We start from the raw sequence: 18376 nt of genomic DNA on the forward strand, positions 1-18376 counted from the left end.
TCTCCAAATGCTTCGCCCGTACAGTTGTCATTTGTCAGTTGTCAGTGGACTAGATTAAGCCGATACGGTCAAGAGGCCAGAAGCGAAATGTAGCACGACCGATGACGTTTTGACGGGGGACAAAACCCCAATAGCGAGAGTCATTACTATCATTGCGGTTGTCTCCCATGACGAAAAATGCGCCTTCCGGGACTTTGATTTCTGGAAATGGGCTATTTGGTGGTTCAGCAATGTAGTCTTCTGTTAAGGCTGTACCGTTGAGGTAAACTTTGCTTTGAGCGATGCTAATTACTGCTCCTGGTTCACCAATTACCCGTTTGATAAAGGCTTGGTTTTGAGAATATCCGCGTCTTTGTAATTCTGGTGGTGAGTTAAAAACGACGATATCGCCGATTTTAGGAGGATGAATCCGGTATGATACTTTTTCTATGACCAAGCGATCGCCTGTGTGTAAAGTAGGGTACATTGATTCTGATGGAATCAGGCGTGGTTCAGCGATAAATGTCCGAATTAGCAGAGCTAAACACAGGGCAATAGTTATTAAAACTAAATTTTCCTGCCAACCACTCCAGATTTTTGTTTGTGAAGAAGCATCTTTTATATCACTTTCGTGAGGAGTCATAGTTAACAGTGTAAGGGGGATAGAAGGGCAGGGGGAGTTGGGGAAGTTGGGGGAGTTGGGGGAGTTGGGGGAGTTGGGGGAGTTGGGGGGGGAAAGAATTTTCCCAATGACAACGGACAACGGACAACTGTACGGGCGAAGCATTTGGAGAACTATTTTTGGCAATGACCGATAATTTATCTTCCAAATGCTTCGCCCCTACTGACAACGGACAACGGACAACGGACAACTGACTAATGACCATTATCTGATTTAGCGGTAATGACTTCTGCGGGACGGAGGACTTTTTCACCTAAATGAAATCCGCGACGGACAATTTTAGTGATTGTTTGGTCTGGGATATCCGTTCTTTCTTCCCGATCAATGACGCGACATAAGTTAAAATCTGGTTCTGTGCCTTCTTGTAATTCTATAGGTAAAAGTTGGCGCTTTCCTAAAACACCGAGAAACTTGCGATTAACTGCACCTATGGATCTGGGTAAGCGTTCGATAAATTCTGGACTAGGATTGGGATTGTTTTCTAGATAGTCTAATAAAGCTTCTAAGGCATCAGCAACTTCTAAAAGTTCCAAGAATAAATCTTCTGTTTGGGCTGTAGTTCGGGTTTGCTGTTCTCTCAAAGACTGCTGTAATACTACATTATCTTTTTGCAGAATGCCGAGTTTTTGGACGAGTAATTCTCGTAATTCTAAGCTAATTAGATAGTTTGGGGATAAGTCAGGCACGGGAAATCTCTTTAGATAGCACAGTTAGAATTTTGTTAGCCCAAGTGTTAATTTGGGAATGAGGATGATTACTCAAAAGCGTTTCCGCAGTAATAATTACAGATGCCCGCAGTTGTTTTTTTTGGGCAAAATTTTCAGCTTTCTGACTAGCTTGTTTGAAGTTGTCAACTATCATCATGGGTTTTTCCTTTTACAGCTACTAGGAATTTTCAACTCCTGATCTATATCTAATTTATTTTCCCGTTTTTGTAATTCGGCGTTAGCGGCAACGATTAATTGCCAATCAGTAGGTTTACTACAAAACTTGCCAGCAATACTACTAAGAGTATCTCCTGATTTTACGGTATAAGTGGCTAGTGGTGACGCTGGTTTAGGAATGACAGGGGTAATTACCTGGGGACTGAGATTAGGAGTAGTAGTAACTGTAGGTTTAGGAACTGTTGCGGTATATATAGCTGTTTGCAGGGCAAAAAAACTACCTCCTACACCGATAGTAATACCAATCATCAGCATTAAGATAGCGATGCCTGTTGTCCAGGATTTTGGCTGCTGGGGTAATTCTGCCAATGAGCGAATTAGAGAAACATCAGTATCACAATTAGGACAAATGTTGCCCTCAATTCCTTGATACCCGCAAACAGGACAATCAACTTTAGTTTTGGTGTTCATCGCTTAAGTCCCGTGATAATACTATGACTGGGTAATTCTTGATTTAACCAATGTTGCACATCTGGTTTTAACTTACCTTTGGGGGTTAAAGTCCCCTGCTTCTACAAGCAGCGGGTTTTGCGTCGGGGTAAAATCCCCGTTGCAAAACGTAATTCTAAATTCTAAATTCTAAATTCTGCATTCTTTTAATTCCCGCTATAAATGATCTACCTCATTACTATCACTACTGATGGCTGCATTTAACATCCGAGAGAGTTTGTCAGACATGGCATTAGCTTCAGTAGGGGCAACGGCTTTGGCTTGTTGGATAGCGAGAATACAACCTTGTACTAACTGGACTTCATCAGGTAAATTGCGAATTTCTCTTCTGGTTTTTTGACTGTGATCCTCCATGGAGGAGATATTATTAGTATTAATAGCAAATTGTAATTCTTGACTCAAGTTTTGTAATCGTTCTGGCTGAAGTTCAGGAATCATATTCTAATTCTTGATAGATTTTCTCATCTACCTGCCCCCTTGAAAAATTACAACTCACTTTGACAAAGGGATTATTTTTTAACCGACATTCCGCACTCATAATCTAGTATGACTCTTTTCAAAAATTATTCTTAATAAGGTTCAAAATCTTACGTATTAAAGCTTAAAGTATTTGATAAAATATGTATTTTTAAAGACAATAAAAAATAAAATTAAGGAAATATTCGCATATTACAAAATGAAGTGCGGAATATGGGATTTAATTATTAATGAGAACTTAACTAACTCTTGAGTAACCAAACCCGATAAAAATGGTCGGGTATGTTTGACGTGGATTTTGCCTTGTGCTAGTATCATTCCAAAGTTGACGGATACCCAGGGAACGCAAAATTATGACTCAGGCGATTACAAACCTCAACCAAGCGAACACTTCTATTCTCAAGGCTTTGAAGTGTAAAGAATGTGGAGCAGAATACGAACTTAAAGCCACTCATGTATGTGAATTGTGTTTTGGACCGTTGGAAGTCAAATATGATTACAATGTTCTTAAAAGCTTAGTTAGTCGAGAAACTATTGAAGCTGGTCCCAATTCTATCTGGCGCTATCGTCACTTTTTGCCAGTTGCTACAGATGATTATATAGATGTGGGAACAGGAATGACTCCCTTGGTGCGTTCCCACCGTCTTGCCCGTCGCCTGGGTCTAAATAAACTTTATATTAAAAATGATGCCGTCAATATGCCCACCCTGAGCTTTAAGGATCGGGTGGTGTCAGTTGCCCTCAGTAGAGCAAGAGAATTGGGTTTTACGACTGTTTCTTGTGCTAGTACAGGTAATTTAGCAAATTCTACCGCAGCGATCGCTGCCTACGCTGGTTTAGATTGCTGTGTATTTATCCCTTCTGACTTAGAAGCTGGTAAAGTCATCGGTAGCTTGATTTATAGTCCTACCCTGATGTCAGTCAAAGGCAACTATGATCAAGTTAATCGTCTTTGCTCAGAAGTTGCCAATACCCACGGTTGGGGTTTTGTGAATATTAACCTGCGTCCTTACTACTCTGAAGGTTCTAAGACATTAGCCTTTGAAGTTGCAGAACAACTAGGTTGGCAATTACCAGATCATATAGTTGCCCCTTTGGCTTCTGGTTCTCTGTTTACCAAAATTTATAAAGGTTTCCAAGAATTTGTCGAAGTTGGTTTGGTAGAAGGTAAAGATGTTCGCTTTAGTGGCGCTCAAGCGGAAGGTTGTTCCCCCATTGCGAAAGCTTTTAAAGAAGGTAGAGACTTTATTCAACCAGTTAAACCTAACACAATTGCTAAATCAATTGCGATTGGCAACCCTGCCGATGGTGTATATGCTGTAGAAATCGCTCAAAAAACCAACGGTAATATTGAATCAGTTAATGATGCCGAAATTATCGAAGGTATCAAACTATTGGCAGAAACCGAAGGTATCTTTACCGAAACCGCAGGTGGTACAACCGTTGCTGTTCTTAAAAAATTAGTAGAAGCTGGCAAAATTGATCCAGATGAAACTACAGTGGTTTATATCACTGGCAATGGTTTGAAAACCCAGGAAGCAATTCAAGGCTACATTGGTGAACCTTTAACAATTGATGCCAAACTAGACAGTTTTGAACGGGCTTTAGAAAGATCCCGCACACTTGACCGCTTAGAATGGCAAGAAGTTACAGTTTAATCCTGTCACTAACAATTAATTGTAGGGGTTTAGCACTGCTAAACCCCTACCAACCAAATCACTCACTAACAATTAACGTTTAAACAATGGCTGTCAAAGTTTTAGTTCCCACAGTTCTACAAAAGTTTACAGAAGATCAAGCTGTCTTAGAATGTAGTGGTAGTAATATTTCTGAATTGTTTGATTACTTAGAAACAAGCTATCCTGCTATTAAGGGGCGTTTGCGGAAGCCAGACGGAGAGCCTTTACGGTTCTTAAATTTCTATGTCAACAGCGAAGATATTCGATTTTTACAAAATACAGAAACACCACTTGAGGATAAAGATGAAGTGAGTATTGTTCCCGCTGTTGCAGGTGGTTGAAATATCGCTGGAGGGTTTAGGGTATGGGATTTTCATAATCTCAAATTACCCATTACCCAATCTTATCCAACATACTTCTTGAAAAGTTACTATTTAAACGATTTTATCCCAATTATAGGCCAAGCTGCACAGAATCATGAAACTTATTAATTCATCCGTCTTTATCTGCGCTAATCTGCGTTAATCTGCGGTTAATTACTCTTAAAATCTTATTTTATATCTAAATAGCTGTAGCTATGCTCTAGTATGTCAAAATAAAAATAACTGACTACCCCAAAATGAGCAATGGCAGAAGAAACTAATCAAAATCAAGCGGGAGATGTAGCTTCTAATCCTGCTGCAACCGCCCCAGAAAAGCCCCCAGCAGAGACTAAAGCTGCCAAAAAGGAAAAACCCCCAGCATTGGAAGATAAGCCTTTTGAAGAGTTTATGCAGCAGCATTACCTCCCAGCGTTGCAAGAGGCAATTACTAAAGAAGGTGTGCCAGATGTAAAGCTGACTTTTGCCAAGCAGAAATATTCTATTATTGGTTTTAATTCAGCGGAAGAATGTTGGCAAGTTATTGGTTCTTGGCAAGGGGGACAACGCCAGTTTAACGTATATTTCCCTGAAGAAAATATTCAAGGTAAAAAGGGATTTTCCTGTAATGAAGGTAAAAAACCCAGTACCTTGGAGTCATTTCTAATTGATGAGCGCAAAACTACCCTAGAATTGTTGGTATCTCGGCTAGTGTACCGCTTAAATGGACAAAAGTGGCTAGGTAGAAATTAGAACTTTACAATTCATCGAAATAATAAGTAACGACTCCAGAAATGGGGTCGTTACCTATTCTGAGATGATCTGATTGCAGCATTTCTCTGAGTATAGTTTCCACTTCCACAATACCAGATCCGGTAGCCCTAACACCTTGAATTACAGTTAAACTACCACCATTAGCCTCTGCGGCTTCTATCAGTTTAACAATCAGTGGTTTATCAGTTGGTTTCTGGACTTGGGAAATAAATATCCGTTCATTCATGGGTATACCCAGAGGTGATAAACCTGCTTTTAACCGCAAATTCTGCTCATATTCGTCAACCATATTCGGTATGATTAATAAATCATAGATTTGCCCCATGTAAAATAAACCGCAGGTAAATAGCCATAATAAACCAGTAGCGGTTTTGCCATTATATAACCGATGTAAACCGTTTATTCCCAAAAAACCAGCCCCACATAAAAGGTAAGAGACAAGAATCCGGTCTTTATTTTCGTTATTTTTTATGCTCATTTTATTTTATGTCCATTTAGGATTTACTGGTTTAAGAGTCCACACTTCAATTAAATACCCCTTGTCAGCCTTCGATTCCCCAATTAACGATTGTATTTTTAATTCTAACCATGATTTACCTTTCTCCCGAACTTCAAGCTAGACTTTCCACTCCTTTAAAAATTGGCTCATTTGAGGTTAAAAGCCGGGTTTTACAGTCTCCTTTGTCCGGGGTGACAGATATGGTGTTTCGGCGTTTAGTGCGTCGTTATGCACCAGAATCTATGGTGTATACAGAAATGGTAAATGCTACGGGTTTGCATTACGTTAAGCAGTTACCAATCATTATGGAAGTAGATCCTAATGAACGTCCAATTAGTATTCAATTATTTGATTGTCGTCCGGATTTTCTCGCGGAAGCAGCCATAAAAGCAGTGGCTGAAGGTGCGGATACGATTGATATTAATATGGGATGTCCTGTTAATAAAATTACTAAAAATGGTGGTGGTTCTTCTTTATTACGTCAACCAGAAATTGCGGAAGCAATTGTCCGAGAAGTTGTCAAAGCTGTAGATGTTCCCGTGACGGTGAAAACCCGCATTGGTTGGAATGATCATGAAATTACTATTCTTGATTTTGCGAAAAGAATGGAAGACGCGGGAGCAAAAATGATTACTGTGCATGGACGGACTCGCGCTCAAGGTTACAATGGTAATGCGCGGTGGGAATGGATCAAAAAAGTCAAGGAAATTTTATCAATTCCTGTAATTGGTAATGGGGATATTTTCTCTGTGGAAGCTGCGGTAAAATGTTTAGAACAAACTGGTGCAGATGGGGTAATGTGTTCTCGTGGAACTTTAGGTTATCCGTTTTTAGTTGGTGAGGTTGATCATTTCTTAAAAACTGGAGAATTATTAACACCACCTAACCCAATTCAACGCTTAGAATGTGCCAGAGAACATCTTTTTGCTTTGTGGGAATACAAGGGAGATAGGGGAGTCCGTCAAGCTCGTAAACACATGACTTGGTATGCAAAAGGCTTTATGGGTGCGGCTGATTTACGGGGTAAGTTAAGTTTAATGGAAACTGTCCAACAAGGTTTAGATTTAATTGATGGTGCGATAGAAAGATTAGCAAATGGTTATGAAGTTGAAGAAGAAGTACCAGCTATTATTGCACTTTAGCATTGATTTCTAGATTAGGTTAAGCGATAGGTTAACACAAGCTAAGGGACTTCCAAATAAAAAAATACTCAACCACCTAACGCAAAAATCTCTCAAACCCTTATTCCTCTGTGTCCTCTGCGCCTCTGTGGTTCGTTAATCAGGATAATTTATTTCTTGGAAGTCCCTAAGTAGGTTGGCGTTGAAAATTGTCGTTATGGCAAAGCAAAAGGCAAGAGGCAAGAGTGAAGAGGGTTTAGGCGATTTTACATTTCTTTACACAGTTTGGTTTTATTGTGTTCACCTACTTAAGTGCGATCGCTAATTCTTTAAACTCCCACTTTTTATAACAAACCCCGATAACGAATAAAAATCAAAATCACAGCCCAAGAACCTAATGCAACTTTAACAGCAACTAAGATATTTAATATTGGCAAAATTCCGCCACTAAAAAGCATTCCTAACTCACCGTGTGGTAACTCAAATCCCGACAAAGTTATCACTGATAAAACAATAAAGACTAACACCGAAATCTTTTCCCACATAGCCGCGTGCCACTGTTGGTAAATATCCTGCATCCATTGGTATGATGAGGTAATTGCTATGAGTCCGATTGCTGTTCCTCCAGCCACCCCAGCCGCAAAACCACCTCCCGGACTCAAATGCCCCCTAATTGCTAATTCAATGCCCACTAATGCCGCAATTGTCGCCCCTAGACGAGCTAATATTATTGATGGTTGATCTTTAAATTGATAGATGCTGCAAGATGGTTTTTCATTAGCTAATAAAAAATTAGCTCCGAGAATGGCTATAGTAAAAACAATAACTTCAAAGATTGTATCATATAGCCGATTTCTGAAAATAATCCCTGATACTGCATTGGGAACACCACTTTCTTTAACCACTGTTTCCACAATGGAAATATCTGGTAAATTTAGTTCTGAATTAGGCATAATCAGCATTTTCACAAATAAAGCTATTCCGGCTAAAATGTAAACTAATTTCATAGATTTTGCGCTCCTGAATCTAAAATATTGAAATATTGTAAAGTTGTTTTCGGTGATGAAAGTTTACTTTTCATAATCTTATAGATGCGTTCCACTCTAATTACAGTTTGGTATGTTTCCTGTGCTTGCTCACTTTTTTCTAATTGCACACAACTAGCATGAATCTCTTTTTCTATTAATGCCTGTTGTAAGGTTTCTTTAGTAGGATAAGGTACGAGTTCTAGACGTAAATAATGTTCATTAAAAATGCTGCGAAAATCGTTTATCAGTTGTTGAAAATTGCTATCCTGATTTTTTTCTATTGACTGATTTTCCATGACACCAAGACGTAACACTAAGGATGAACGAACTGCAATTGCATAGAGGGTAATTGATAGCATTGTTCCCATTAATGCTTCTGTTAAAGCCACATCTGCTGCACCTAAAACTGCATCTACCATTGCCGCAACTGCACCGAGTACCCCACGAATGATTAAGGCATGATAGGGGTTAGTTTGAGTTACTAACATCCCCGCAGTTAAGGGTAATAAAGCAATGATTAAATAGAGATAAGTATCATTCATGTTTTTCCTCTTCTGTTGAACAATATGCTAATACATAACCCAGCATAGTATTCCAAATTGCTAAGGAGATAATGCCAAGAATAAGTAATGGCCATTCACTGGGTATTTTCAATAATAGTCCGACAATAATCATCATTGAACCTAACGTATCAGCAACAGAAAGTCCATGTAATTTGAATAATACTGATCTGTTGCTGACTAAATGAGAAGTTCCCCAAAACCAGAAAACTATGCCGATACCTATGCAGGTATAACTAAGAATGTTGATCATTTAGTAGTCCTATTTGAATTGTAAAAGTTGCTAGTTGTCAGATCCCCGACTTCTTTTAGTATCTAGTAAATAAATTATTAATTAAGATCAGAAGTCGGGGATCTTATTGTTAGTTTTAATCATACTTCACCTAATCTTCTGAGAATATGTGCTAATAACATTAATGCGGCATTTCCTACCGTCAAAATAATCGCTGCGACTACACCAATCATCCAATCATCTCGTAAAACGGAAATTACGAGAATCATGATGGCTACTTTACTAGAAATGCTGCCAAAAGCTAACATTTTCTGCCAGGTATCATCACTTCTCCAAGCTTCATAAATGGGAATGAGTAGTGCTAAAATCATTGCCGTTAAGACTATTTCTAGTTTCATGATTGTTTTCTCTTGGGTTTAATGTGGTGGACTTCATACCATCCTTCTTCGTGGTATTTCATGACGATGGTTTTGGGTGTAAAGGTAATTAGAAATATATCAAGAAAAATCAATAAAGGTGATCTGTTGAGTTTGACTCTTTCCATGATAATTTCTTCTTGATTATGGGGACGGAAGATAATTTCAAATGCCTCCATAAAAGCAACCGGAATAGCAACAAAGATTTTAATTATTACCTTTAACCAAGATTTTAATTTTTCTGGTGATGACTTACCACGTGGTAAAAGTAAGGCAATAATTACACCGATGATAATATTTGTTAAACTCACATTAGCTGTGAGTAATAACCAAATTGACAGTCTGAATATGAGATGTCCAATCATGGTAAAGCCATCCAAAATAATAGGATTAAAGTTAAACTCATGACACCAACTAAATGCTCAAATTCTTCAAATACACGAGGTAGAGATATGGATAATTTCTTGAAAATGAAATGATATCCTAACCAGCCCGCAGCAATAGTTAAAAGTGCTTTTGTAATATTGGTGATTTCATAAGCTGGAAGATAGACAATATTTGCCACAAATAATCCAGTAATTAAAAAGATTACTGATATCCAAAAACCGGATTCTGTTTTCTGTTCTTCTTCTTCTTCTTCTGCTTTTGCATGGGGGAGAAAAATAAATTTAGCAAAAGATATGGCTGTACCAACTGCGGCAATATTCATCACTATAAATTGCCAAGATTCTAAATTTTTTGTCGTTAATACTTTTGCCTCAAAACCTGACAACAAAGGCAAACCAGAAATTGATAAACTAGCAATAACTAAAGGTATCCAAATTGTTGTATGAATGGGTTTATTTTGCAGTTCTTTAAAATTGCGACTGGGTAAAGAACCCGCAATCAAAAATAAAGACGATTTGACTAATCCATGAGTGAGGGCATAAAATCCACCTACAGCCGGTGCAGCGAGAATCCAGCCTAACTGGGAAATAGTGCTAAATGCTAACAGGCGCTTGGTATCCTTTTCAAAGACAGCATAGGATACACCCATTAAAGCTGTTCCCACACCAAAAATTCTGACTATAATATCAATTTCTTCGGAAACTAATGCACAACGTAATAAAGGCAAAACACTGGCTTTAACGACAATTCCTGACATCAATGCGGAAACTGGGGTTTCTGATTCAGAATGAGTTAAAGGTAGCCATAAACCGGAGACAAAAATTCCAGCTTTGATGAATAATCCCAGAAAAATTAGTGCTAGTGCTTCCGGGGGTGATCCTTTTAACCCGGCAAAATTAAAGGAATGATGTGTTTGATAAACTAATACTGCACCTACTAAATAAAATAGCATTGCAGTATTGCTAACAAAGAGATACCGTAAACCTACCCAAATTGAGCGATCGCTACGGGGATAAGCAATCAACAGAAAAGCCGCAATACCGCTGACCTCTAAAGCCACATATAAACTAATGAAATCGGCACAGATAAAGGCAGCATTGAGGCTACCATGCACAATAATCATCTGGGCATAGAAAAAAGCCGTTTTATCACTGCGCCAGCAGTAGAGGGCAACAGCAGCCGTTACCAGGGCATTTGTGAAAATAAAATAACCACTTAACTCGTCGGCTACTAAGGTAATACCGAAACTATCCAGTAAATTCATTGTGATGGGTGATGGTTCGATAAATAGCTGCAACCCATAAGCAGCAGAAGCAATAGTCCCCCACAATGTCAAATGTCGGTTCAGTTTGGGGACTAGAAAAATCATGAACCCTAGAAAAAATGGGGTAGCAATCCAAGCTAGTGTAATGGTATTCATGGTGTATTATTTTTTTCAATCTCGTTGCTTTCCAATGTGGGGTTATCCCGTGCTAATTTCATCACACCAACCAGCATCAAAGCCTGAATGGAAAACCCGATAACTATCGCTGTTAATATCACTGCTTGGGGAACTGGATCGGCATAAGCAATGTTTTTTACATCGGAAATAATGGGAGTAAATAAGCCTTGTCGTGATGCAATTAGTACATAAAAGGCAATCACACCTGTACTCATCACATCCATAGAGACAATTTTCATTACCAGGTTTTTTTTGAGGATGATGCCAAAAAAACCACACAATATTGTTATCAGTACGCACGCTTCTAACACGGGAGTTATTTAATTTTATGATAAAGTGCTGATTTAATATAAGCACGAATTTCTAGTGCTAGGTTAATCTTGACACTAAAATATTCTGATGATTATTATAGGTATATCTAATGATTTATGTTTTCTTTACTTTTAAAATATCTGTTGAGATAAATCTATCCTTTCACAACTTTTAAAGTTTGCAAAGTTTCATCTGCACAACCAGTAATAAAACCACCCATTTTTTGAATTTCTTGCAAATATTCTAAAGCTGATTTTGTAATTAGTTCTCCTGGCATTAATACGGGAATTCCTGGAGGATAAGGACAAATAATTTCTGCACAAATCCGTTCTAGGGTTTTCTCGAAAGGTAAGATCTCACTATCAGCAAAAAATGCCTCACGGGGAGAAATGCACATAGAAGGGGCGATTATAGTATCTTTTTTATATTTACAGATTTTTTCCCGATTTGTCAAGTGGGGAATTTGGGTAAGATTATTTAAGGTTTGTACTAATGTTTCAATATCAGTTTTTGTGTTTCCTAGGCTAATAATAAATGTGAGATTTTGTAAAGATGAAAATTCTGGGGTTACTCCATTGGCATTAATAATATCTTCAGCAGTAAAACCTGTTAAACCTAACTGAGAAACATTAACGGTTAACCGGGTTTTATCTAAATCTATAAAGCCGTTATTTTTTATATGGTTTTGAGCTATTTGTAAAACCGATAAACTAGGAATTTTGTTGATTTTATCAATTGCTTCTTTGGCTAATTCCAAAGTTTCAAACATCAGCTTTTCTCCATGTATTGCCATTTGCTGACGTGCGGCATCTAGAGAAGCTAAAAGGATAAAACTAGGACTGGTAGATTGAACTAATTGCAAAGCTTTATTCACTCTATCAATATCAATTCTTTGACCTTGAATATGTAACATTGATGCTTGTGTCATTGCTCCCAATGTTTTATGAATTGATTGTACTGTTAAATCTGCCCCTGCGGATAAAGCAGATGTTGGTAATTCTGGGTGAAAATGAAAATGTGCGCCATGGGCTTCGTCTACAATTAAGGGAATATTATATTGGTGGGTAAGGTTTACCAATGCTGGCAAATTCCCACAAACACCATAATAATTAGGATAAACTATCAGCACTACTTTTGTATCTGGATGTTTTGCTAATGCTGCTTTTAATGTTTCCGGTGTAATACTGTAAGAAATATCTAAATCTGAGTTGTATGCAGGATTTATAAAAATAGGAATTGCCCCAGAAAGAATTAACCCAGAAATCACAGAAGAGTGGACATTTCGCGGCAGAATAATTTTTTCTCCTGTTCTACAAGTAGCGAGAATTGCAGCTTCAATTCCGCAGGTAGAACCATTAACTAAAAACCATGTTTTCTCTGCACCAAAAGCCTCTGCTGCTAGTTCTTGTGCTGCGAGAATTACGCTTTGGGGTGTGAATAAATTATCTAATTCTGCTAATTCTGTTAAGTCAGCACGAAAGACATCTTTTCCAATTAAATCGGTTAAAAGTGGAGAAATGCCCGCACCGTGTTTATGTCCTGGGGTGTAAAATGGTGCATGAGAACGGGTTGTACAGGCTTTTAAGGCATCTATGAGGGGGGTTTGGTTTTGATTTAGCATTTTTATGGAAAAGAGGACTTGAGAGCTTTAAGTAAAAATTAATAAAGTATAGAAGATAAACAAATAATATGGTATATTGTATTTAAATTCAAACCTTTATGCAGACTAAAACTATGCCTAACGAAGAAGTAATCTTTTTTGAGGAAGAGGAAGACGAAGAAATTGAGTCTGAACCGCTGAGTGGGTTAATTCCTGAATTAAAGCCAATTCGAGAAATTGTTGTTTCTGGTAGTGACTGGACAACAGAGACAATCTTTAATCAACTTGTTCGGGGTAATATAGAGCTAAATCCAAGATTTCAAAGACGAGATGCTTGGGATATCACTCGTAAAAGTAGGTTTATCGAATCACTTATACTTGGATTTCCAATACCACAAATAGTATTAGCTGCTAATCGTCAGGAAAAAGGTAAATTTATTGTTCTTGATGGTAAGCAACGCTTGTTAACAATTCTGCAATTTTATGGCAGGAGTGATGAAAACATACCAAACAATGCCTTTGCTTTAAGAAATCTAGAGTTCAGACGTGATTTAATCGGCAAAAAATATGAAGATTTTAAAAATGATATCCTTTTGAGATCTGAACTTAATGCTCTCGACAACCAAACTATTCGTACAGTATTAATTAGGAGTTGGCCTAACGAAAACTTACTATATAAAATTTTTCTGCGGCTGAATATAGGAGGTACTCCATTATCTCCTCAAGAGCTAAGACAAGCATTGCATCCAGGTACTTTTATCAATTGGTTAGATGATCAATCAGTTGAAAGTAAGGCTCTGAGAAAGATATTTAAATCATCAAATCCTGATCCTCGGATGCGTGATGTTGAATTATTATTACGTTATATAGGATTTCATTATTTCTTATCTGATTATCGGGGAAATCTCAAGGAATTTCTTGACATGACTTGTGAAAAGCTTAATAATAAGAGATATCATGATATTACAAATGTAATTTATCAATTTGAAGAAGCAGTACAAACAACTATTAATATATTTGAAGAAAAAAACTTCTCTCGTTTATGGTCGAGCAGAAATAATAAATATCAAAGCCAATTCAATCGAGCAATTTTAGATGTGATGGTTTTTTATTTTTCAGATGAAATAATCAGGAAATCTGCTGAAGATCATCAAGAAAAAGTTAAAATTGCTTTTCAGGAATTATGTTCATCAAACAGTGGTTTTAGAGAAGCTGTTGAACGCAGAACGCAGAATATTCCTGAGATTTATAATCGTCTGAGGTTGTGGGGTGAAAGTCTCCGAAAAGTTTTAGAAGTAAACTTTGATTTACCTGAACTAGATGGCAATCGGATTATTTTCAATGGTTTAAGGTAGGTTATTAATAAGATATGCCAGAATCTGATAGATTTATTACTTTAAGAACGCAGTTAAACAAGTTAAAAGACGAATTTCTGCCTGAAATTAGCCCAATAAGTTCATATTCCGAGAGTCAATTATCTAGAACTGCTGCATATAGAGTTTTAGCTCATGCTGAAATTGAATCTTATCTTGAAGAAAGAGCTTGGGAAGTTGTTCAAAATGCCAAAACTCTTTGGGATGAAAGCGGTAGAACAACTCGTACTTTAATATGTCTGCTTGGTTTCTCTGGTTTAACTATGGATAAACCATCAGATACACTCAGTAGAAACAACGTAACTCAAGACAATCACGACAAGCGATTGAAAATAAGCAAGAAAATTGCTTTATCTAGCAATGAATTTTGGAAGATTATTGATAATAATCATGGATTAAAAGAAAAAAATATTTTAGCATTATTATTACCCATAGGGATAGATAGTAATGACTTAGATCCTAATAATACTTGGCTTGCTACCATGAATACATTTGGAGAAAAACGAGGTCTTGTCGCACATACTTCAGCTACATCATACATGACTACTCAAACTCCAGATCCTGCAAATGAATTAAATACTGTAAACCAAATTACTGATGAACTTTTAAGAATAGATGAATTAATCAATGATTTGATAGAATAAAATGTAAAATATTCTTACTTTGAAAAAATCAAACAACATGAACTTAAAAGATATCAAACAAAAACTATTCCCCATCATCAAAATCATCTCCACCGCACTCATCACCAGCGCCATGGGGTTAGAATTATGGAATCTCCAAACATCAATAACCAATAACCAACTACCCAGTATCTTAACCCCTGCTTTAATCATTGCTCATATTGCCCTATCCGCTCATTTTATTGAAGCATTAATTGCCGCTTATTATGCCCCAACACGCAATCAGACAGCAATCAAATATGCAACTTATACATTTTTTGTCGGTACAGTTGGTTTATTAGAATTGTGGGAAAATCAGGATATAGCAGCAGTTAGCAGTCAGAAAGAAGAATAATCTCAAACCTAAATTAAGGAACTGCAAGTTGATATAATTGCCCTTTTGAGGTCGCCGCGAGATTAGATTGGGCTAAACTCTTAATCTCATTCTGTCAGTAGAATCTCAGTGGCTTGGCTCCCTGAGAGTGTCAATCCTACAGCCTCCTTAGTGGAAATAGATAACTCGCGCATCTATCCTATGGTATTTCAACACGCTAGATAAACACTCGGCTTCTTCTCTTTTACTAGAACTCCCAGCGTATATATAAGTCCCAAGCCGATGCTTGGCTAAAAATGCGTCAGAAACATAGCTTCTGACAACATTTAATAATTGATCTGAATTGCCAGGAATAACAACCACATACGGGCGGTTTGGCACTTTACCAATGACGATCACATTATTCTGCTGGACAGTATTCACCGATTTGCTAACTTGAGGCAAACTTAGGGGAATACAATTGGGTGCTTGCCCCCAAGCCTTGGATAATAAACTATGCCATAAAACAGTTGTAACTATGGCTGTAATTAGATACTTGTTCATACCATTTTAGATTTTAGATTTTTTTATACCACCAATGACTCCAACCATCCTCCACCTGTTTGAACTATCCTTATACTTGAAACCAAAATCTAAAATTTACAATGCTAAGAGCCGGAATTGTCGGACTTCCCAACGTCGGAAAATCAACCCTATTTAACGCTGTAGTCGCTAATGCTAAAGCTGAAGCGGCTAATTTCCCATTTTGCACCATTGAACCGAATGTTGGCATGGTTTCAGTACCAGACGACCGGTTAGACGTTCTCGCAAAAATTGCTGGTTCTGCACAAATCCTAGCAGCCCGTGTTGAATTTGTTGATATTGCCGGTTTAGTCAAAGGTGCAAGTCAAGGAGAAGGACTGGGTAATCAATTTTTATCCCACATTCGGGAAGTTGATGCCATAGTTCATGTTGTCCGTTGTTTTGAAAACGATGATATCATTCACGTAGCCGGTTCTGTTGACCCAGCGCGAGATATTGAAATCATTAATTTAGAACTTGGTTTATCTGACTTATTCCAAATTGAAAAACGGATTGATAGAAGTCGCAAACTCGCACGCACTAGCAAAGATGCCCAGGTTGAAGTAGAAATTCTCGAAAAATTAGCCGCTGCTTTAAATGAAGGCAAATCTGTCCGTCAAGTTGGTTTGAATGCCGAAGAATCGGAAATTATCAAAGGCTTAGGACTACTTACCAATAAACCCATTATTTACGCTGCTAATGTTTCTGAAGAAGATTTAGCCACAGGTAATGATTTTGTTGAGAGAGTTCGAGAAGTTGCTGCGGTCGAAAATGCCCAAGTTGTCATTGTTTCTGCTCAAGTAGAAGCGGAATTAGTAGAATTACCAGAAGCAGATAAAGCTGATTTTCTGGAATCTTTAGGTGTAAAAGAAGGTGGTTTAAAATCTTTAATTCGCGCAACTTACACTCTATTAGGTTTGCGGACTTATTTCACCTGTGGACCGAAAGAAACCCGCGCTTGGACAATTAATGCCGGAATGTCTGCACCCCAAGCCGCAGGAGTTATTCACTCCGATTTTGAACGGGGATTTATTCGGGCAGAAACTGTGGCTTATCATGATTTAGTAACTCATGGTTCAATGAGTGCAGCCAAGGAAAAAGGCTTAGTCAGAAGTGAAGGAAAAGAGTATATTGTCCAAGAAGGTGATGTACTATTATTCCGATTTAATGTGTAAATAATCTTTAACAGGGAACAGGGAACAGAAAAGATAAATATTCTTCTTTCTTTCTTCTTTCTGACTCGGTGATAACTAAATGATCAGGTGCGTTACATTATTGATAACGCACCAGTAACTTATTCTACAAAATCAGGACGCGCTTGTTGATTGAATTTAAATTTTTCTGCTAATAATTCCCACTTTTCCTGCTCAATTATATGAATAAATTCAGACAAATTTTCGCGGTATTGATGAAGAGAATGTAATAATGCTTGGCGATTATATTGCGCCATCATTACCCCTAATTCGGGATTTCCACCCCCAACCCTACTTGTATCTCGAAACCCTGAACTAGCAAAATTTTGGGCTAAGGCCGCGATTTCTGGATCTGTTTCACTTAAACAAGCTGCTATCAAAGAGGCACTCACAATTACAGGTAAATGAGAAATCCAACTCACAGCGCGGTCATGTTGTTCTGGTTGACAATGGTAGATAATAGAACCGAGCGATCGCACAATTTCCTCTACAATTGTCACAGCATTACTAGGTGTTGTTGCCACAGGCGTTAATACATAAGGCCGATTAACAAATAAATTTCGCTGTGCTGCTTCTATACCCGCGTCTGTTTTTCCCGCCATCGGATGACCACCGACAAAATTTTCCCACACAGGAGAAATTGCCTCAACTATAGGCATTTTAACTGAACCAACATCAGTAACAATAGTAGCCTTTGGTAAATGAGTGATCAACTCTTTCACTTGGGGGACTATCAATCCTATAGGGGTACAAATAAATACAACTTCGGCTGATGCCAACAAGCTCAAGTCCAACGACGCTTGATCAACGCTACCAAGGTTAATTGCCTTTTCACAAGTTGATTGACGACGACTGACACCTAAAACATGGTGTCCTTGCGAACGTAAATCGAAACCTAAGCAACCGCCTATAAGTCCCAGTCCTAAAATACCAATTTTCATCGTCATCTGGAAAATTTAATTTGTACTTGTTCTCTCAATACTTTACCAACTCCAACTCTCAAAGTTGGCAATAGCAGGGTAGATTAATGACTTTAGAAGCAGAATTAATCGCAACCTAGGCAGAATCGGTTGTCAACTTTAGTGGTCTAACTCTCTAATCTCGAAATAACGTAGTATACTGGGGTTAATCGTATTTAACCCCAAGATGAAATACCTAACCCCAGAACAAGTTTACAAACAATTTGGTGATCACCCCAAGACAACCGCAGAATGGGCTGTCAATGGGAGTATAATAATGAAAGACGTAGTAAGTCTAGAATATGAAACTCAAAGTTAAAAATCATTTAACCGTTACGAGAATCGCTATTTTAG

General features: G+C 37.8%; 26 protein-coding genes. 9 read left to right on the forward strand and 17 right to left on the reverse strand.

Annotated elements, in window-relative coordinates:
• Nucleotides 1-49: 49 nt before the first annotated feature.
• From lepB to FJR06_RS10180, 6 genes are all read right to left on the reverse strand, one after another.
• Nucleotides 50-622: a signal peptidase I gene (lepB, locus tag FJR06_RS10155; protein WP_015083240.1), complete on the reverse strand. Its 573-nt coding sequence runs from the start codon at nucleotides 620-622 to the stop codon at nucleotides 50-52.
• The gene (locus FJR06_RS10160) at nucleotides 603-866 is read right to left on the reverse strand and encodes a hypothetical protein (RefSeq protein WP_015083241.1); all 264 of its coding nucleotides are present in this window, start codon (nucleotides 864-866) and stop codon (nucleotides 603-605) included. Before FJR06_RS10160 ends, lepB begins: the two co-directional genes overlap by 20 nt.
• Entirely contained in the window at nucleotides 856-1347 is a 492-nt protein-coding gene (locus FJR06_RS10165) for a nucleotide exchange factor GrpE (protein WP_015083242.1), read from the reverse strand. The genes FJR06_RS10160 and FJR06_RS10165 overlap by 11 nt, the downstream gene beginning before the upstream one ends.
• Nucleotides 1340-1525, reverse strand: a complete 186-nt coding sequence (locus tag FJR06_RS23815) for a hypothetical protein (RefSeq protein WP_174783189.1) — start codon at nucleotides 1523-1525, stop codon at nucleotides 1340-1342. Before FJR06_RS23815 ends, FJR06_RS10165 begins: the two co-directional genes overlap by 8 nt.
• Nucleotides 1522-2016 (reverse strand): LysM peptidoglycan-binding domain-containing protein, encoded by a 495-nt coding sequence (locus tag FJR06_RS10175; protein ID WP_148760119.1) that lies wholly within the window; start codon nucleotides 2014-2016, stop codon nucleotides 1522-1524. Before FJR06_RS10175 ends, FJR06_RS23815 begins: the two co-directional genes overlap by 4 nt.
• Nucleotides 2017-2211: 195 nt before the next feature.
• Nucleotides 2212-2493, reverse strand: a complete 282-nt coding sequence (locus FJR06_RS10180) for a hypothetical protein (RefSeq protein ID WP_174783335.1) — start codon at nucleotides 2491-2493, stop codon at nucleotides 2212-2214.
• A gap of 392 nt (nucleotides 2494-2885) precedes the next feature.
• Between FJR06_RS10180 and thrC the strand changes: the two genes are divergently transcribed.
• The 3 genes from thrC (at nucleotide 2886) to FJR06_RS10195 (ending at nucleotide 5323) form a co-directional block, all read left to right on the forward strand.
• Entirely contained in the window at nucleotides 2886-4190 is a 1305-nt protein-coding gene (gene thrC, locus FJR06_RS10185; protein ID WP_168651363.1) for a threonine synthase, read from the forward strand.
• Nucleotides 4191-4276: 86 nt separating this feature from the next.
• Nucleotides 4277-4552: a MoaD/ThiS family protein gene (locus FJR06_RS10190; protein ID WP_168634411.1), complete on the forward strand. Its 276-nt coding sequence runs from the start codon at nucleotides 4277-4279 to the stop codon at nucleotides 4550-4552.
• Between the two features lie 285 nt (nucleotides 4553-4837).
• Complete coding sequence (locus tag FJR06_RS10195; protein ID WP_015083246.1) at nucleotides 4838-5323, forward strand: DUF2996 domain-containing protein; 486 nt, start codon at nucleotides 4838-4840, stop codon at nucleotides 5321-5323.
• A gap of 4 nt (nucleotides 5324-5327) precedes the next feature.
• Here FJR06_RS10195 and FJR06_RS10200 read toward each other — a convergent pair whose 3' ends face one another.
• Complete coding sequence (locus tag FJR06_RS10200) at nucleotides 5328-5822, reverse strand: TM2 domain-containing protein (RefSeq protein WP_015083247.1); 495 nt, start codon at nucleotides 5820-5822, stop codon at nucleotides 5328-5330.
• 110 nt (nucleotides 5823-5932) lie between these two features.
• On the opposite strand from FJR06_RS10200, the gene dusB reads away from it, so the two are divergent.
• A complete protein-coding gene (gene dusB / locus FJR06_RS10205; protein ID WP_015083248.1) occupies nucleotides 5933-6985 on the forward strand; it encodes a tRNA dihydrouridine synthase DusB in 1053 nt (350 codons plus the stop codon).
• Between the two features lie 323 nt (nucleotides 6986-7308).
• Here the strand turns inward: dusB and FJR06_RS10210 are convergent, their stop codons facing one another.
• The 8 genes from FJR06_RS10210 to FJR06_RS10245 all read right to left on the reverse strand — a co-directional run bounded on the left by FJR06_RS10210 (nucleotide 7309) and on the right by FJR06_RS10245 (nucleotide 12961).
• The gene (locus tag FJR06_RS10210; RefSeq protein ID WP_015083250.1) at nucleotides 7309-7971 is read right to left on the reverse strand and encodes a Na(+)/H(+) antiporter subunit B; all 663 of its coding nucleotides are present in this window, start codon (nucleotides 7969-7971) and stop codon (nucleotides 7309-7311) included.
• On the reverse strand, nucleotides 7968-8534 hold the full coding sequence (locus tag FJR06_RS10215; RefSeq protein WP_168634409.1) for a DUF4040 domain-containing protein: 567 nt from the start codon (nucleotides 8532-8534) through the stop codon (nucleotides 7968-7970). Before FJR06_RS10215 ends, FJR06_RS10210 begins: the two co-directional genes overlap by 4 nt.
• Nucleotides 8527-8805: a monovalent cation/H(+) antiporter subunit G gene (locus tag FJR06_RS10220; RefSeq protein WP_168634408.1), complete on the reverse strand. Its 279-nt coding sequence runs from the start codon at nucleotides 8803-8805 to the stop codon at nucleotides 8527-8529. Before FJR06_RS10220 ends, FJR06_RS10215 begins: the two co-directional genes overlap by 8 nt.
• 119 nt (nucleotides 8806-8924) lie before the next feature.
• A complete protein-coding gene (locus FJR06_RS10225; RefSeq protein WP_015083253.1) occupies nucleotides 8925-9182 on the reverse strand; it encodes a hypothetical protein in 258 nt (85 codons plus the stop codon).
• On the reverse strand, nucleotides 9179-9565 hold the full coding sequence (locus tag FJR06_RS10230; protein ID WP_015083254.1) for a Na+/H+ antiporter subunit E: 387 nt from the start codon (nucleotides 9563-9565) through the stop codon (nucleotides 9179-9181). Before FJR06_RS10230 ends, FJR06_RS10225 begins: the two co-directional genes overlap by 4 nt.
• Entirely contained in the window at nucleotides 9562-11007 is a 1446-nt protein-coding gene (locus tag FJR06_RS10235; protein ID WP_168651364.1) for a cation:proton antiporter, read from the reverse strand. Before FJR06_RS10235 ends, FJR06_RS10230 begins: the two co-directional genes overlap by 4 nt.
• Nucleotides 11004-11339: a cation:proton antiporter subunit C gene (locus tag FJR06_RS10240; protein ID WP_015083256.1), complete on the reverse strand. Its 336-nt coding sequence runs from the start codon at nucleotides 11337-11339 to the stop codon at nucleotides 11004-11006. Before FJR06_RS10240 ends, FJR06_RS10235 begins: the two co-directional genes overlap by 4 nt.
• Before the next feature lie 155 nt (nucleotides 11340-11494).
• Nucleotides 11495-12961: an aminotransferase class I/II-fold pyridoxal phosphate-dependent enzyme gene (locus tag FJR06_RS10245; protein WP_168651365.1), complete on the reverse strand. Its 1467-nt coding sequence runs from the start codon at nucleotides 12959-12961 to the stop codon at nucleotides 11495-11497.
• 98 nt (nucleotides 12962-13059) lie between these two features.
• On the opposite strand from FJR06_RS10245, the gene FJR06_RS10250 reads away from it, so the two are divergent.
• The 3 genes from FJR06_RS10250 to FJR06_RS10260 are packed head-to-tail and all read left to right on the forward strand — an operon-like array spanning nucleotide 13060 to nucleotide 15330.
• The gene (locus FJR06_RS10250) at nucleotides 13060-14295 is read left to right on the forward strand and encodes a DUF262 domain-containing protein (protein WP_168651366.1); all 1236 of its coding nucleotides are present in this window, start codon (nucleotides 13060-13062) and stop codon (nucleotides 14293-14295) included.
• Between the two features lie 14 nt (nucleotides 14296-14309).
• A complete protein-coding gene (locus FJR06_RS10255) occupies nucleotides 14310-14957 on the forward strand; it encodes a HEPN domain-containing protein (RefSeq protein WP_168651367.1) in 648 nt (215 codons plus the stop codon).
• A gap of 37 nt (nucleotides 14958-14994) precedes the next feature.
• Nucleotides 14995-15330 (forward strand): hypothetical protein, encoded by a 336-nt coding sequence (locus FJR06_RS10260; RefSeq protein ID WP_168651368.1) that lies wholly within the window; start codon nucleotides 14995-14997, stop codon nucleotides 15328-15330.
• Nucleotides 15331-15477: 147 nt separating this feature from the next.
• Here the strand turns inward: FJR06_RS10260 and FJR06_RS10265 are convergent, their stop codons facing one another.
• Nucleotides 15478-15852, reverse strand: coding sequence for a hypothetical protein (locus FJR06_RS10265; RefSeq protein ID WP_168651369.1), 375 nt, complete (start codon nucleotides 15850-15852; stop codon nucleotides 15478-15480).
• Nucleotides 15853-15953: 101 nt separating this feature from the next.
• On the opposite strand from FJR06_RS10265, the gene ychF reads away from it, so the two are divergent.
• Nucleotides 15954-17045, forward strand: a complete 1092-nt coding sequence (ychF, locus tag FJR06_RS10270) for a redox-regulated ATPase YchF (protein ID WP_148763703.1) — start codon at nucleotides 15954-15956, stop codon at nucleotides 17043-17045.
• Nucleotides 17046-17164: 119 nt separating this feature from the next.
• On the opposite strand, the gene FJR06_RS10275 is transcribed toward ychF, so the two are convergent.
• A complete protein-coding gene (locus FJR06_RS10275; RefSeq protein ID WP_041458582.1) occupies nucleotides 17165-18004 on the reverse strand; it encodes a prephenate/arogenate dehydrogenase in 840 nt (279 codons plus the stop codon).
• A gap of 205 nt (nucleotides 18005-18209) precedes the next feature.
• Here FJR06_RS10275 and FJR06_RS24690 point away from each other — a divergent pair, with 205 nt between their 5' ends.
• Entirely contained in the window at nucleotides 18210-18341 is a 132-nt protein-coding gene (locus tag FJR06_RS24690; RefSeq protein WP_256369495.1) for a hypothetical protein, read from the forward strand.
• Nucleotides 18342-18376: the final 35 nt, after the last annotated feature.

Source organism: Dolichospermum sp. UHCC 0352 (assembly GCF_009711925.1).
GTDB lineage: Bacteria > Cyanobacteriota > Cyanobacteriia > Cyanobacteriales > Nostocaceae > Dolichospermum > Dolichospermum lemmermannii.